At 54.1% G+C, this 14,969-nt stretch carries 13 protein-coding genes; all 13 read left to right on the top strand.

Translation table 11 applies throughout. The annotated features are described in order from the left end of the window. Window positions 1-16 precede the first annotated feature (16 nt). The 13 genes from PHV01_RS01235 (at window position 17) to PHV01_RS01295 (ending at window position 14,570) form a co-directional block, all read left to right on the top strand. Entirely contained in the window at window positions 17-418 is a 402-nt protein-coding gene (locus tag PHV01_RS01235; protein WP_337289325.1) for a hemerythrin domain-containing protein, read from the top strand. 127 nt (window positions 419-545) lie between these two features. Continuing rightward, entirely contained in the window at window positions 546-815 is a 270-nt protein-coding gene (gene csrA / locus PHV01_RS01240) for a carbon storage regulator CsrA (protein ID WP_337289326.1), read from the top strand. A gap of 793 nt (window positions 816-1,608) precedes the next feature. After that, window positions 1,609-2,379 carry a glucose-1-phosphate cytidylyltransferase gene (rfbF, locus tag PHV01_RS01245; RefSeq protein WP_337289327.1) on the top strand — a complete coding sequence of 257 codons (771 nt, stop codon included), beginning with the start codon at window positions 1,609-1,611 and terminating at the stop codon, window positions 2,377-2,379. After that, window positions 2,343-3,527: a CDP-glucose 4,6-dehydratase gene (gene rfbG / locus PHV01_RS01250; protein ID WP_337289328.1), complete on the top strand. Its 1,185-nt coding sequence runs from the start codon at window positions 2,343-2,345 to the stop codon at window positions 3,525-3,527. The genes rfbF and rfbG overlap by 37 nt, the downstream gene beginning before the upstream one ends. Further along, window positions 3,484-4,800 carry a lipopolysaccharide biosynthesis protein RfbH gene (rfbH, locus tag PHV01_RS01255; protein WP_337289329.1) on the top strand — a complete coding sequence of 439 codons (1,317 nt, stop codon included), beginning with the start codon at window positions 3,484-3,486 and terminating at the stop codon, window positions 4,798-4,800. The genes rfbG and rfbH overlap by 44 nt, the downstream gene beginning before the upstream one ends. 32 nt (window positions 4,801-4,832) lie before the next feature. Beyond that, window positions 4,833-5,399 (top strand): dTDP-4-dehydrorhamnose 3,5-epimerase, encoded by a 567-nt coding sequence (rfbC, locus tag PHV01_RS01260; protein WP_337289330.1) that lies wholly within the window; start codon window positions 4,833-4,835, stop codon window positions 5,397-5,399. Beyond that, complete coding sequence (locus PHV01_RS01265) at window positions 5,396-6,295, top strand: NAD(P)-dependent oxidoreductase (RefSeq protein WP_337289331.1); 900 nt, start codon at window positions 5,396-5,398, stop codon at window positions 6,293-6,295. The genes rfbC and PHV01_RS01265 overlap by 4 nt, the downstream gene beginning before the upstream one ends. Before the next feature lie 96 nt (window positions 6,296-6,391). Then, window positions 6,392-7,450, top strand: coding sequence for a radical SAM/SPASM domain-containing protein (locus tag PHV01_RS01270; RefSeq protein ID WP_337289332.1), 1,059 nt, complete (start codon window positions 6,392-6,394; stop codon window positions 7,448-7,450). A gap of 4 nt (window positions 7,451-7,454) precedes the next feature. Further along, window positions 7,455-8,810, top strand: coding sequence for a radical SAM protein (locus PHV01_RS01275; RefSeq protein ID WP_337289333.1), 1,356 nt, complete (start codon window positions 7,455-7,457; stop codon window positions 8,808-8,810). Continuing rightward, window positions 8,794-10,959: a hypothetical protein gene (locus tag PHV01_RS01280; RefSeq protein WP_337289334.1), complete on the top strand. Its 2,166-nt coding sequence runs from the start codon at window positions 8,794-8,796 to the stop codon at window positions 10,957-10,959. The genes PHV01_RS01275 and PHV01_RS01280 overlap by 17 nt, the downstream gene beginning before the upstream one ends. Window positions 10,960-11,092: 133 nt before the next feature. Further along, a complete protein-coding gene (locus tag PHV01_RS01285) occupies window positions 11,093-12,379 on the top strand; it encodes a glycosyltransferase family 4 protein (protein WP_337289335.1) in 1,287 nt (428 codons plus the stop codon). Further along, the gene (locus PHV01_RS01290) at window positions 12,376-13,542 is read left to right on the top strand and encodes an FkbM family methyltransferase (RefSeq protein WP_337289336.1); all 1,167 of its coding nucleotides are present in this window, start codon (window positions 12,376-12,378) and stop codon (window positions 13,540-13,542) included. The genes PHV01_RS01285 and PHV01_RS01290 overlap by 4 nt, the downstream gene beginning before the upstream one ends. Beyond that, window positions 13,539-14,570 carry a hypothetical protein gene (locus PHV01_RS01295; RefSeq protein ID WP_337289337.1) on the top strand — a complete coding sequence of 344 codons (1,032 nt, stop codon included), beginning with the start codon at window positions 13,539-13,541 and terminating at the stop codon, window positions 14,568-14,570. Before PHV01_RS01290 ends, PHV01_RS01295 begins: the two co-directional genes overlap by 4 nt. Window positions 14,571-14,969 lie beyond the last annotated feature (399 nt).

The raw sequence follows: 14,969 nt of genomic DNA on the forward strand, positions 1-14,969 counted from the left end.
CAGAAGGAGGTATGCCATGTCCATGTTGGTAGAAAGACTGAAAAGGGAACACGTTATCATCGTGGATGCCCTCAACAAGACAAAAGAGGTGGGTGTCGGCTCAAAAGAAGGACAGGATAAACTACGTTCGGCACGAACCGCTCTGCTTGCGCATCTCAAGACAGAAGATGAACAATTATATCCAGTCCTGAAAAAGGAGGCTGAAAAAAATGACTCGCTGAAGCGTACATTAGACCTGTTTGCTCGTGAAATGGAGACGATCTCAACAGAGGCATTGAGTTTTGTCGATAAATATTCGAACGGAGGCTCAGGGCTTGAGTTTGCGAGAGATTTTGGCCGTCTTTATATGAATCTCAGTCAGAGAGTAAGAAAAGAAGAAAATACTCTTTACTCAGAGTATGACAAGCTGCATCGATAGTATCGTGCGGAAATTGTCTTGGCCTAACAACCGACTCAACCTGACCGCGAGAAGCGCAGCGGCGCTACGGGCAAGGTGATGGGCGCGGCAGGTTAAACGGAGTGTTCGGATACACGAATAAGCCGCGATGTTGATCCTGACCAGGAAGGTGGGCGAAGAGATCACGATTGCCGAACAGATCGTGATCAGTGTCCTGGAGGTTCGGGGCTCGCAGGTCCGCCTCGGTATCGTGGCGCCGCCTTCGATCACGATCCATCGGGGCGAGATCTATGAGCGGATTCGAGAGGAGAACCTCCGAGCCGGCAGGGTCGGGCATTCAGAAGTTGGCGCGCTGAGTGAACGGCTCCGCGCTATCTTTCCAGGATCAGCCGTACCCAAGAAGCCCTCGACCGAGTAGGATTCTTTTCTGAATCGCAAGGCCCTGGGCCAGCTTCACCTTAGCCTATCGAAGTAAGACTTTGATGGCATCCACAAGATCTCTTGCTGCCTGAATCGCTTGCTCCGCAAGACTTGACGACAGGCTCTACCTTCCAGTCAAATAGCGCGGTAAGTCGCGACTTCCTTTTGCAGTCAGTCCCCCAGGCGGTCCTTCTCAACCTCCAATCTAAAGCGCGTCTATAGTTGTGACTCTATCGATCCCCTGAGAGCTTTTTGAGGTGATTGCCAGGCGGCAGTCGTCGATCCTCAAACGACTCCGTCGCATCCTGGATGAGCAGCTTCCGCAGAGCCACGCGCTAAGCCTGCTCACGCCTGAAGATTCGCTCGGACGCTCGACCCCGAAGGCTTCGGATTATCGTACATCAATAATAAACGTGTCGAGACTGTAGTATCAAGCGGTTACAGGAGTGCGCCCACAAGGAATTGCCCTCTTCAGCAGGTGCCTTTGGCCTAGCGGCAAAATTTGCCCCACCTGATGGTATGGAAATAGCCGCTGTCCGATCTGACCAGTACCAAAAACAGGTCAGTCTCAGCATTGTCAATGAGTTAACAGCCTCTATTGCCATTATTTCTTGTGGCACATAGCTTGCCTTAGTTTTCAATGATGATATCGGCAGGGAAGGATGCGAGGGTGCTGAGTAGGGACCCATAACGGCGTGATGTTTCCAACGGTTTCTCTGCCATCCACTGCAATGCAAAGTGACTAACCGAACAATAAAGGACGTGGCCCGCCATTGCGGCGCGTGACGACGATGAAAGCAGTTATTCTGGCTGGAGGAGGGGGTACGCGGCTGAGTGAGGAGACGGTCGGTCGCCCCAAGCCGATGGTAGAGATCGGGGGTAAACCGATTCTCTGGCATATCATGAAGCTGTATTCAGCTCATGGCGTGAATGACTTCGTGATTTGCGTGGGCTATAAAGGCTATATGATTAAAGAGTATTTCGCCAATTATTTTCTGCACCGCTCTGATGTCACGATCGATTTGGCCCATAATCGCGTAGAAGTGCATCACAACCATGTCGAACCCTGGCGCGTGACCCTGGTGGACACGGGCGAACAGACGATGACCGGCGGACGCTTGAAGCGTGTCGCCGACTATGTGCAAGATGAAGCGGCGTTTTACTTTACATATGGTGATGGGGTTGCTGATATCGACCTGTCCGCCGAGATGGCGTTTCATCGGACACATGGCAGGCTTGCGACTGTTGCGGCGGTCCAGCCGCCTGGACGCTTTGGAGCGCTCGATCTGGATCAAGAACGAGTGTGTGGCTTTACAGAAAAGCCCCGTGGCGACGGAGGACGGATCAATGGCGGGTTCTTCATCCTCTCGCCGGAGGTTACGAAGCTGATAGAGAATGACGCTACGATATGGGAAGGAAACCCGCTGGCTCGGCTTTCGGCTATGGGGGAACTGATGGCCTTTGAGCATCGCGGTTTCTGGCAGGCAATGGATACTCTGCGGGACAAATACTGTCTCGAAGAATTATGGGCAAGCGGCAAGGCGCCATGGAAAGCGTGGTAGCGGATCGCACATTCTGGCAGGGAAAGAAGGTCTTGATTACCGGCCATACCGGTTTCAAGGGAAGTTGGCTCTGTCTATGGCTGCATCTGCTGGGAGCCGAGACGACGGGTTTTGCGATGCCGCCACCTACATGCCCCTCCCTATTCGAGTTGGCCCACATCGACAATCTCATGACGGCTTCCATTATAGGCGATGTGCGCGACCCGGAACAGATTACCGCTGCGGTGCGAGTAGCGAGGCCAGAGATTGTCGTCCACATGGCCGCTCAGGCGTTGGTGCGGTATTCCTATGCAAATCCTGTAGAGACCTACACAACCAATGTCTTGGGTACGGTCAACGTACTGGAGGCGGTCCGACAGGTCGGCAGCGTACGCGTTGTAATCAATGTTACCAGCGATAAGTGTTACGAAAACCGTGGATGGTTATGGGGTTATCGGGAAGATGAATCCGTGGGCGGCTACGATCCGTACAGCAGCAGTAAGGGCTGTTCGGAGCTCATCTCTGCCGCCTACCGAAACGCGTTTTTCAAATCAGCCGAGTATGGTCGCCATGGCGTGGCGTTGGCTACAGTACGGGCGGGTAATGTGATCGGCGGCGGTGACTGGGCAGAGGATCGGCTTATTCCGGATACCCTGCGATCTTTCCTGGAGAGACGTCCGGCGAGCATTCGCAATCCTGAGGCGGTTCGACCATGGCAGCACGTACTTGAACCGTTAGGTGGTTATCTGATGCTTGCAAAGTACCTCTGGGAGGATGGAGCGGCGTTTGCTGAAGCGTGGAACTTCGGACCAGATGACGACGATGTCAGGGCTGTCGAGTGGGTCGTAGACCGTCTAGCCGGCTTATGGGGCGCAGATGCATCCTGGCGACTCGACGGTGACCCGCATCAGCCGCATGAAGCGCAGTACCTTAAGTTGGACTGCGCCAAAGCCAAGGCAAGGCTGGGTTGGCACCCCCGTTGGGGGTTGGAGCAGGCGCTGCAAAAGATCGTGCAGTGGTACCGAGCCTACCATGATCACGCAGATATGCGCACGGTGACGTTGACCCAGGTTGCTGCATACCTCGCATCTTCCGGGGATATGGTTTCTACCACCAAGAACCGACATGAATACAATCGAACTGAGACAGAACATACTCGATTTAGTTGAGGTATACGCGAATCAGGTCTTTGCGGATCGGGACTTTATGCCCGGTATTACGCCGATACCGCCATCCGGCAAAGTCATCGGGGCAAGGGAATTGCAGTGCCTGGTTGACGCCTCTCTGGACGGTTGGCTGACTAGCGGCCGTTTCAACGATGCGTTTGAAAGGCGGCTTGCCGCATTTCTCGGAGTTAGGCACGTGCTGACGACGAATTCCGGATCATCCGCCAATCTGCTCGCATTGTCCGCGCTCACGTCTCCGAGGCTTGAAGAGCGGGCCATCAGGTCGGGCGACGAGGTGATCACTGTGGCAGCCGGCTTCCCCACGACGGTCAATCCTATCTTGTTGCACGGCGCGGTGCCTGTGTTTGTGGACGTGCACATCTCCACCTACAATATCGACCCTGAACAGATTGAGGCGGCGGTTTCGGAGAAAACCAAGGCCATCATGCTTGCCCATACCCTAGGGAATCCTTTTGAGCTGGGCGAGGTACTGCGTGTAGCCAGGAAATATAACCTTTGGCTGATCGAGGACTGCTGCGATGCCCTTGGCTCAACATATGATGGTAAGCCGGTGGGCACCTTTGGTGACATTGGCACGCTCAGCTTTTATCCTGCGCACCATATTACGATGGGCGAGGGTGGCGCAGTAGTTACCAGCAACGGATACTTGAAACCTATCCTTGAATCAATTCGCGACTGGGGCCGAGATTGCTTCTGCGACCCCGGTAAGGACAACACCTGCGGCAAGCGTTTCAGTTGGCAGTGGGGTGACTTACCTTTCGGGTATGACCACAAGTACACCTACTCCCACCTTGGCTATAACCTCAAGATTACCGATATGCAGGCAGCGATTGGTTTGGCTCAGTTGGATCGACTACCTGAGTTCATCGAGGCTCGTAAGCGCAATTTCCGCTATCTCAAAGAGCGATTGACCGGCCTCGAAGAGTTCCTGATCCTGCCGAGGGCAACGCCCGGAGCCGATCCCTCCTGGTTTGGTTTTCCGATCAGCCTACGCGAAGAGACCGGTGTGGACCGACTCGATATGATGAGATATCTCGATCAGCATAGAATCGGCACCAGACCGCTGTTTGCGGGCAACCTGACCCGGCAACCGTATTTCCAGGGGCGTCCATATCGAGTTATCCGCGAATTGGTCAATACCGACAGGATCACCGACCGGACCTTCTGGGTCGGTATATATCCGGGACTGGATCAGGCCCATCTGGATTATCTTGCAGAGAAGCTGGGACGATTCTTCGGGGTAAACGTCGCATGATATCAGATCGGCTGAACACAAAGCAGCCAACCATGGATGGTGTGTTCAAAACTATCGATACGGTCATTCCGGGTTGCGTGGAAATACGGCCCCATATTTACGAAGATAATCGCGGTCGGTTTGTGAAGGTGTGGAACCGACAAGTCTTTGTCGATGCGGGTCTTTACTCAGAGTATGCCGAGGAATTCTATTCCGTTTCTCGTTGTGGAGTGGTTCGAGGACTGCATTTCCAGTTGCCGCCGATGGATCACGTAAAGCTGGTTTACTGCGTGAGCGGACGGGTTCAGGATGCGGTGTTGGATCTGCGTCGGAACTCCTTCACGTATGGCCGTTTTGCCTTAGTCGAACTGTCCGCCCAAGTCGGAAATATGCTCTACATTCCGAAAGGCTTGGCTCATGGTTTCTGTACACTGAGTGAGACGGCTACCATGGTCTATAAGGCATCAAGCGCGTATTCACCGGAGCATGACTGCGGCGTGTTATGGAGTTCCGCTGGTATTCCCTGGTCAATTACCGATCCGATCCTATCCGATCGAGATCGGGCGCACCCTTCCTTTGGAGCGTTTGTCAGTCCTTTCGATGGCGAGGCTGCCGGATGAAGATTCTTGTAACCGGTTCGACCGGCTTTCTTGGTTCCCATCTGATGCCGCACCTGCGCGATCGTGGGCATTGTGTGGGTTGTCTCGTGCATGACAACTCGACCCTCCAGCCGGAGCCGTCCGATCTTCCGACCTGGAGAGTTGGAGTAAACGGCTCCGGATTTTGCGAGGCGTTGACCGAGTTTATGCCGGACGTCGTCGTACATCTGGCCGCCCTGTATGTGGCCGAGCATCGATATGAGGATGTGGGGCCCTTAGTACAGGCTAATGTAGAATTCGGCGCATATCTGTTGGATGCCATGGGGGCAGCCGGTTGTGATGCTCTGGTCTATGCGGGCACCTCCTGGCAGCACTACCATGATCGCAACTACTGTCCGGTCAATCTCTACGCTGCGACCAAGCAGGCCTTCTCGACTCTCGCGGAGTACTACTTGGACGCTGCCGGTCTGCGTCTCCTGGAACTCCACCTGTACGACAGCTACGGCGAGGATGACCCAAGAAACAAGCTGCTCAGTCGGCTCCAAGCTGCGGCCGAATCGAGCGATGAATTCGCCATGTCGGAAGGCGCACAACGACTCCACCTCGTCCATGTGGCAGATCTGGTTCGAGGTGTGGCGATGGCATGCGAGCAAGTACAGACGTTTAAGGCGGGGGAACGCCGTATCTATCGACTGCCATCAGCCAAGGCGGTTTCCCTGCGTGAGTTGGTAGCGATGCTCAACGTCTCCGATCAATCTCATCCGGTGAGGGTACGTTGGGGTACACAGCCTTACCGCCGGCGCGAGGTATTTCAGCCTTGGGAAGGCGCAGAAGTTCTGCCAGGATGGCTGCCGGAGATTTCACTCGAAGGGGGACTGCGGCGCCTGCGTGGGGCTGGCAGCCGGGTTGCGAAGTAGTGGGCAGCTCGTACAGACACCTTCATTCAACAACACACTGTGGGAGGCCGCCCGTTATGCGCGTCCCGCTTGAACCGGCATAAAAGGAAGCGACCCATGCAAGCGCAGGTGAAACCAAGGATCAACCTGGAAAATCGAACCCCGCTGCAGGAGGTCATTCCCCTTTCTACCCCGTTCGTGTTGTTCATCGATCCGGACAGTACCTGTAATTTCCGATGTAAATTCTGCCCCACCGGAGACCGGGACCTGATCAAATCTACGGGACGTTGGCAGGGTCGGCTGGATTTCGAACTGTACAAGAAGGTCATCGACGATCTGAGCGAATTCGACAGGCCGCTCAAGGTGCTCCGTTTGTATAAGGAAGGCGAGCCCCTATTGCATACACGTTTCGCTGATATGGTGCGCTACGCCAAGGCAAGCGGCCACGTACAGTACATCGACACCACCACCAATGGCTACCTGCTCACACCGGACAGGGTGGCTCCAATCCTGGATGCGGGAATTGATCGCATCAACATCTCAGTGGACGGTATGTCGAGCGAACAATACTGGGAGTTCACCAGGACCCGGGTCGATTTCGACCAATTCGTCGAGAATATCCGATGGCTTTACGCGCACAAGGGTCACTGCGAGATCTGTGTGAAAATTCCGGGTGACTTCCTGTCTGCAGAGGAGCGGCAGCGGTTCTTCGATACCTTTGGCGACATTGCGGACCGGATGTTCATCGAAAATGTCGCCCCCTGCTGGCCGAACTTCGATGTGGAGGAACGCGCCGGGGTTCAGATTACCAGAGGCATCTACGGCAATACGGTGCAGGAAGTTGCGGTCTGTCCCTATATCTTTTATTCCATGGCGGTAAACACGGATGGCACCGTAAGCCTTTGTTTCCTGGACTGGGCACGCGAACTCAGCATCGGCGATGTCCGTATGCGATCACTGAAAGACATCTGGAACGGCGAACTCATGCACCAGCACCGGGTTGCCCACCTGCAAGGTCGTCGCAAAGACGATCCTACGTGTGCCGCCTGCGGCCAGTTGAGTCATTGTCTCCCGGACAATATTGATGCACACGTGGACACCATTTTGAAGAGAGTCACTGCGCAGGATTCATCAGAGTGCGGTTCATGGAAAACGACGAGTTACTTACAGAGATAGTCATATGGATGAACTTTATCAAGAATACGAAAGGTTAATGTGCGAAGGTCGCGCCAGCGAACACATGCTGGATGCAGTTCTTCACGAATTGGCTAATAAACCGATTTATATCTACGGAGCGCTCGGGAGAACCGCCACACTTCTGATGTTACGGCTGAATGAGCTCGCCATTTCTATCAAGGGAGGGTTCGATAGGAGGAGCAGTAGCACCGTGACTAACGGGCTTCATTTCGCAGTAAAGCCGTCCGAGCAGGTATCCGAACTGTCCGAAGAAGATGTATTGGTTCTTGCGGCCGGTTCAGCGGAGTTATTTCGGTCGATGCAATTCGAGGTCAATAAGTTCTCAGCGGGAATAGGGCCTAAGATCATCGATGGAAGAAAATTGACGTATGTCCTGCAAAACTTGCACTGCGCGAATCTGGCACGGGAAGAGAAGCATGAAAATCTCATGACATGCATTGGGTATCATACAAAACCATTTAAATGCGAGTACTTCATGCGATTAACGGAACGGCTCGCCTCCAAAGAGATTCCTCAAGACATCAAGACCGATGGCTCCACATTCAACAGTGTCGGATATCTTATCGGCGAGTGGTGCAATCTCAAATGTGCCCAATGTTGCGAAGCGGTGCCGTATTTGGACAGCAAAGAAATGGTCTCGATCGATGAGATTGTTGCAGACCTGAAAAAACTAACGGCCTCCATCACGTTCTTACATAGATTGGATATCGTTGGCGGAGAGCCGTTTGCGCATAGGAATATCGCTGCGATCATTAAGGAAATCAGGAAACTGCCGGGCATCGGATATATCGCGGTGTTTACCAACGGAACTATCATGCCGTCCGACGAGTTGTGCGCAGCGTTGGCGTCTGAGCGGGTCATTGTCACGAATTCTGACTATAGTCAGAGTTTAAATGATGCACAGAAGAAGAAGATTAAAGACACAATTGAAAAGCTGAAGCGGCACGGCGTCCAAGTAGTGCAAATCGCCGATCGATATTGGTTTGACCTGATTCAATTTCAGCGCAATACAGTGAATGACCAGGAACTCGAAAAGAATTACAGGGATTGTTTTCTGGAAAGCTGTCGAAGACTGTACCGGGGAACGTTGTTTCACTGCGCTGTGCAGGCGAATGGGGTGAAGCTAGGCCGAATTCCGAAGACGAATGTGGTCGAGCTGCATACGGCGTGCGCGGAAGAGATCCGACGGCAACTGGATGTCTTTGAAAGCGAGAGGTTTATCGAATCGTGTCGCTATTGTGCCTTGCCCATTGGAGCGAAAGAGGTGCAGGCGGCGTTACAATTGAAGGACGGTAAAATACGGACACGTCAGAAGCAACTCGATGCAAGTACGGTGTGACCTTCCAACCTCATATGCCCCCACGTTGCTGTCCGCAGTTGTAGGACTTCAACCACGTGCTATCGCCGTCTATGGGCTGGGCGTTGTTGCCAAGACAGTCCTCGCAATTCTTGATGGTTTCAACGTCGTAGGCCTTATAGACAAGGATCCGGCAAACGTCGGCCGGATATTGTACGGTAAGGTCGTCCTGTCAGACTCGAGCGTCCGACGGCAGGGCGTTGATCTGATTATCATTGCGGCTTCGGATATCTACTGGCGCACGATCAGTGCGCGCATCGCCCCATTCTGTCGCTTGCACGGCATTCGCGTACTCTATATGGACGGTACGTTGGCGGCGTTGAGTGAAGTGTTGCCCACGCCTCCGGATATACATCAAAGGGCTTTCTCTGAGCTTGAGGGCTTGATCGCGGAACACGAGGTCATTTCTTTTGACCTGTTTGAGACGCTTGTCGTTCGGGCCGCGACGAGATCCGATGACATACTCGAGACGGCAGTCTGGCGGACTAAAAAGGAACTGGGGTATCAGGGTGACTTACTGTCGATACGAAAGGAAGCAGAGGAGGTGTGTTGCAAACAGTATGGACGATATGCATTCAACTTGGATGCCGTCTATGGCTATATGAAAGAATCAATGGGCATATCGCATGCCATAGCTGACGCTCTGCAGCAGGCCGAAATTGCGATGGAGATCGCGCTATCTTCCCCAAGGGCAGCAATGATCAGCTTGCTGTCCCGCTGTCTCCGCAACGGGAAAACCGTATGTATACTGACAGACACGCACTTATCCAGGTCGATGATCGATATGATTCTGAATCGATGTGCAATACCGACGGTCTCACATCTGGCAATATCGAGTGAGGAGGGCGCGTCGAAACACTCGGGGAAGCTCTTTGCCCACCTCCGGTCGATCTACCGGGGCCGCCGAATTCTTCATATCGGCGATGGAGAACATTCGGACGTGACGCGCGCAATCGAGCAGGGCATGAGGGCATTTCGCGTGTTATCACCGCCTGATTTGTTTATCCGTTCCCGACTGAATCCTTTGTTGCGTGAGGCATGCACGACGCACGACGGTGTGCTCCTGGGAATGCTGGCGAGACGTCTGTTCGCCGATCCGTTTAGTTCCATGATCCACGGTGGACGGGTCCGGATCCATGACCTGCATCAATTCGGATACGTGTTTTTCGGACCATTGCTCCTGACCTGGCTCGCTTGGCTGATCCGGAATCTGCGGCGCCGTCCAGCGGACAAGTTGTTATTCCTTGCCAGGGAGGGCTATCTTCTGGTTCGGTTGTACAACTGGTTGAGAGCGGAGAAACAGTTACGAGACCTTCCGGAAGGGCTTTATTTCGCTACTTCTCGCCGCATGGCCGGGGTAGCCTCCCTGCGAACTGCTGAAGACGCGCTGGCTTTGCTCGATGACGACTACTCCGGGAGTTCCGAGGGATTATTACGCTTACGTTACGGGCTGAATGGTTCAGACGCTGCTGTGGACGACCACCTGGTGCATTCCGACCCAGAGGCTGTAGCGCTGGTGGAGCGTTATCTTGATGACATCCTGGCCAATGCCCGGGATGAACGGGAAGCATACCTGCGGTATGTCGGCGGTCTGGGCATAACCCGGGACAGCCGGATCGCAGTTGCCGACCTCGGGATCAAGGGTTCGATCCAAGATGCGTTGCAACGTATGCTCGGGAAGACGATGCAGGGGTATTACATCACCGGCTGGTTCGGTTCTGATAACCCGTACGGCATGACAGACAATACCTCCGCCCTATTTCCCGGATCGCGAGGTGGCGAGCCCAGCCAAGTCTATCGTCACCACCTGTTGTCCGAGTCGGTACTTGTTGCACCGGAAGGCATGTATCTCCGGATTCGTGCGGACGGCAGTTTCATCAATGCGCTAGGCCATAAGAATCAGGAACTGTTTCATCATAAGATCGACATTCATGAAGGCATCCGTTCCTTCATCGTCGACTGGCTCATGACGGGCATCGAGCCGGAAGAAACCGAGCTGTCACTGCCACTAATCGATTCCCTCTATGGCCAGGCTTTGGCCGATAGCGTCGACATCGATGAAACGGTGAAGTCGGTATGCTACGTGGACGAAAGCTACCGCGCCGATACGGAGAAACGAATATGGGATTAAGCGCGAATGCCTTATTCCCCCATCTGTCGGCAAGCGTCCTTGGCGTCGAATCGCTTGCGCACTCGAACAGAGATAGGGTCAGGACGAGAGGCTCTTCAGAAATCGCAGCGGGCAAGTGACGGAGTTGACGTTGGTGTCGCTCCTACATATTACCGCGCATCTTGGCGGCGGTGTCGGCAAGGTGCTGGCATCCCTGGTGGCCGAATCCCAGCGTCGGCAGAGCGGCATTCGGCACACAGTGGCCTGTCTGGAAGCTCCGGAAAAATTTCAGTTTGCCGAACAGGTACAGGCACACGGAGGACACCTGCTGCTCTGCCCGACCAACCAGGAACTGGCAGGACAGATCCGCCAGGCCGATATCGTACAACTGGAATGGTGGCACCACCCGGTAGTTGCGGGTTGGATGTGCGCTGATGAGCTACCCCCGATGCGACTGGTCGTATGGAGTCATGTTTCTGGACTACATCCCCCCGAAATACCTCCCGCCTTTGTGGCGGCTCCGCATCGGTTTCTTTTTACCTCTCCCTGTTCCTGGGAACATCCACGCCTGGCAGCTCTTGAGCCAAAAGTGAGGCAACGGGTGGGTGTGGTGTATAGCTCCGGTGGTTTCCACGACTTACCAATACCATCTGCCCGCCATCATAACGGCTCGTTACGGGTGGGCTATGTCGGTACTCTCAACTTCGCCAAGTTGCATCCACGCTTGATGGATTTCTTAGCGGCCGTCCGTTTGCCGAGCTTTCGCCTGGCCCTAGTGGGTGACCCTACCACTGGGACAGAGCTATTGACGAACGCGGCATCCACCGGGATCAAAGATCTAGAACTCCGTGGCTATCGGGCTGATGTCGCGAAAGAACTAGCGGGTTTTGATGTGCTGGCGTATCTGCTCAATCCCCTGCACTACGGGACCACCGAGAATGCACTGCTGGAGGCCATGGCTATGGGTGTGGTGCCCATTGTCTTGAATAACCCGGCGGAGCGTCATTTGGTCACCCACCTGGAAACCGGTATCGTGGTGGATGGGCCTGCAGCCTTTGCCGATGCACTGGACTGGCTGGCCGCTAATCCGGATGAACGCGCCAGGCTCTCAGCAAACGCCGCTCGCACGGCACGTGCACGCTTTGCCGTGGAGCGTACGGCCGACGGTTTGATGACCCATTACCAGGCCGTTCTCAAGGAAGAAAAGCGATCGTACGATCTCCGGCCGGTCTTCGGCTGCGAGCCGGCCGACTGGTTTCGCGCGTGTCAGGGCGCTGAGGCCTGGCGCTTCTCCGACAGTGGCGCATCGAAGCGGCCGACCGGCTTCGTTCCCTCTTTTCTTTATGAACGAACCAAAAGTTCGGTATTCCATTACCGCGCGACCTATCCATCGGATGTCCGCCTGGCATACTGGGCGCAACGACTGACATCGGCACAATGAATATCCGTGCGTTGCCGAATACGGCCGAGGCAATCCGACTTCTGTCGGAGTTGGCAACGCGCCGTAGCGAGATCAGCCCTCGCCCAGTGGATCGGCCTCTGGTACTGTACGGTGCCGGTAAGCTTGGACACTTGGCGGCCGATCTGTTTCGTCGACTCGGTATCCCCGTGGCCTATGCTCTGGACCGGTCTCCGACGGCCGGTGGTCGACTCCCAGGCGATATCCCGATCAGGAGACTCGATGCAGTCAGACAGGCCGACCGAGACAGCCACATGGTAGCCGTATGTATTGTCAATGCTCCCTATAAGCCGATCCGAGCCGATCTTTCGGCCATGGGGTGGCGGCATATTTTTCCTGTATACGATCTCCTGGAGACCTATACCGATTACCTGCCAATGGGCAACGGTTGGTTCGCTGGTCGGCTTAACGGGGAAGATATGAGCCGAACAAGCGCCGTGCTATCGGGTTGGAGCGACGACTGGTCCCGAGCGGCCCACCTCCAGTTTATGGCGTGGCGCTTGCATCGGGAGGAATGGTCTTTCCAGAACGCTCCCGTGCGTATTGACGACCGATATTTCATAGAGCCGGTCCGACCGGTCATGAATGAGAACGAATACTTTCTCGATGCAGGCGCCTATCACGGCGACATCGCAGATCGTTGGCTCAATATCATGGGGGGCCGGTTTCGCGCGATCCTTGCGGTAGAAGCTGACCGGGAGAATATTGTGCACTTGAGAGCTTGGGTAGCTTCACTTCCTGTCGAAATGAGCAGACGTATTCAGGTGCAGGATTGCGCATTGGCGGCTGAAAGCGGCATCCGATCATTCAGTCACGGGATGGACCTGGCTTCACGAATTGTGAATCAGGCTGATGGCAACGTACGAACCTGTCGATTGGATGATCTCAACTTCCCCGTCACGTACGGAAAAATCCATCTGGAAGGAGGGGAGTTGGATGCGCTACGAGGCGGCCTGAATATCCTGCAACGCCAGCGCCCCATGCTGGCCGTTACCGTATATCACAATCAGGATGGGCTGTGGCGTACACCGACCTTCCTGATGGACACGCTACAGGATTATCGCTTTCTCATGCGCTTACATGCGTGGTGTGGGACTGGGGCCGTTCTCTATGCGATTCCAAAGGAAAGGTGTTGCGCAGCATGATTCCCACGGTGAATGTTATTTTACCGACTATTCGATTTCTTCCCGTGACACGAGATATCATTCGCCACGTGGTGGGTACAGCCGAGGAGGCGACGGATATCCATGTGACCATCGCGGACGGACAGGAAGACGACCAGAAGAAAGAATGGATTATCCGCCAGACTAGAAATCTGGCGGAGGACGGCAAGTTTACCTATATCGGCCTCAAGGATGTGATGCAACGAACCTTACGCGCTGTCCAAGTGGAGGCGGAATGGATACTGCCGATCTCCGACGATGATCCCTATAGCGTCAATTTTATCCGAAGCATGTGCAGCGAATCTCGAACAGCCCCATCAGACACGATGGCCATTGTCCCCTCGACATACTTGAGTTATTCGCCCACTCAATTCAATCTATTTCGGTTGCAGAATATCGAAGAACAGGAACAAGGGGCGAGGCTGCTGGCCTTGTACAAACAGGCGCATCTCAACGGTATCCTGACGTGGTCTGTGATACGTCGCAAGCCTTTTCTTGAATGGTTTGAGTTCCTGCGGACAAAGGCAATCTGGCCTACTTATGCCGATCAGTTATTGGTCAGCTATCTTGCCATGAAGGGGAAAATTGTCACGGGTAAAGAGGAATCGTTTTACGCGAAAGATGAACGGGATTGGCACGACCCGAGACGGGCGATCATCAAGGATTCAGGAAGTTACCCGGATAAATCTCTGGCATTATTTCATGAGATATTCTGGATCTCAGACCTCTTCACTTTTCTCCGATCCTACGGATTGGAAGATGCGGCCGTTCCATCTTTGACCTTCAGGGCAGCCGCGCTACTGACAGCAGGTGCTTCTGTTTTTGAGCATCGTCTTCGTGTGCTGGAAATCGAACGGTCTCGAGAGAGTGAGGATGCGTATTCCCTTATTGTGAATTTGGCCTCGTATGTAAATGCGCTGGGCAAGGCGCCTATTGACGAACATATACGCTTCTTCATACAAGTCCAGCCAATGAGCCAGACATTGAGTATGCCGCTGATAGAAGCATAACGCCGTACCATACGATCTTGAAGAGAACTAAGAATTGGTTGTGACAATGTCGACAAGACCGACCGTATCGGTAATTGTTCCGTGCTACAAGCAAGCACATTTCCTACATGAATCTGTGGAGAGTGTCGTGGCGCAGTCCTTTCGTGACTGGGAATGCATCGTCGTGAACGACGGGAGCCCCGACGACGCGTCGAAAATCGTCCATGACTTAATTCGTACGTATTCAAATTGCAATATCCGGTTAGTGGAAAAGGAGAATGGGGGATTGTCCGATGCCCGCAATGCGGGTGTGCTGGCCTCACGGGGCAATTTTATTCTACCGCTTGACAGCGACGATAAGCTGATGCCGGAATGCATCGAGCAGATGATATCTTTGTTAATGAAAGAATCTGATATTTC

This window comes from Candidatus Methylomirabilis sp., from assembly GCF_028716865.1.
Classification (GTDB): Bacteria; Methylomirabilota; Methylomirabilia; order Methylomirabilales; family Methylomirabilaceae; genus Methylomirabilis.

Bases quoted from the DNA above. Each gene is read 5' to 3' on its own strand.
- PHV01_RS01235 (WP_337289325.1), top strand. From the start codon at position 17: ATGTCCATGTTGGTAGAAAGACTGAAAAGGGAACACGTTATCATCGTG.
- csrA (WP_337289326.1), top strand. From the start codon at position 546: ATGTTGATCCTGACCAGGAAGGTGGGCGAAGAGATCACGATTGCCGAA.
- rfbF (WP_337289327.1), top strand. From the start codon at position 1,609: ATGAAAGCAGTTATTCTGGCTGGAGGAGGGGGTACGCGGCTGAGTGAG.
- rfbG (WP_337289328.1), top strand. From the start codon at position 2,343: ATGGGCAAGCGGCAAGGCGCCATGGAAAGCGTGGTAGCGGATCGCACA.
- rfbH (WP_337289329.1), top strand. From the start codon at position 3,484: ATGAATACAATCGAACTGAGACAGAACATACTCGATTTAGTTGAGGTA.
- rfbC (WP_337289330.1), top strand. From the start codon at position 4,833: ATGGATGGTGTGTTCAAAACTATCGATACGGTCATTCCGGGTTGCGTG.
- PHV01_RS01265 (WP_337289331.1), top strand. From the start codon at position 5,396: ATGAAGATTCTTGTAACCGGTTCGACCGGCTTTCTTGGTTCCCATCTG.
- PHV01_RS01270 (WP_337289332.1), top strand. From the start codon at position 6,392: ATGCAAGCGCAGGTGAAACCAAGGATCAACCTGGAAAATCGAACCCCG.
- PHV01_RS01275 (WP_337289333.1), top strand. From the start codon at position 7,455: ATGGATGAACTTTATCAAGAATACGAAAGGTTAATGTGCGAAGGTCGC.
- PHV01_RS01280 (WP_337289334.1), top strand. From the start codon at position 8,794: ATGCAAGTACGGTGTGACCTTCCAACCTCATATGCCCCCACGTTGCTG.
- PHV01_RS01290 (WP_337289336.1), top strand. From the start codon at position 12,376: ATGAATATCCGTGCGTTGCCGAATACGGCCGAGGCAATCCGACTTCTG.
- PHV01_RS01295 (WP_337289337.1), top strand. From the start codon at position 13,539: ATGATTCCCACGGTGAATGTTATTTTACCGACTATTCGATTTCTTCCC.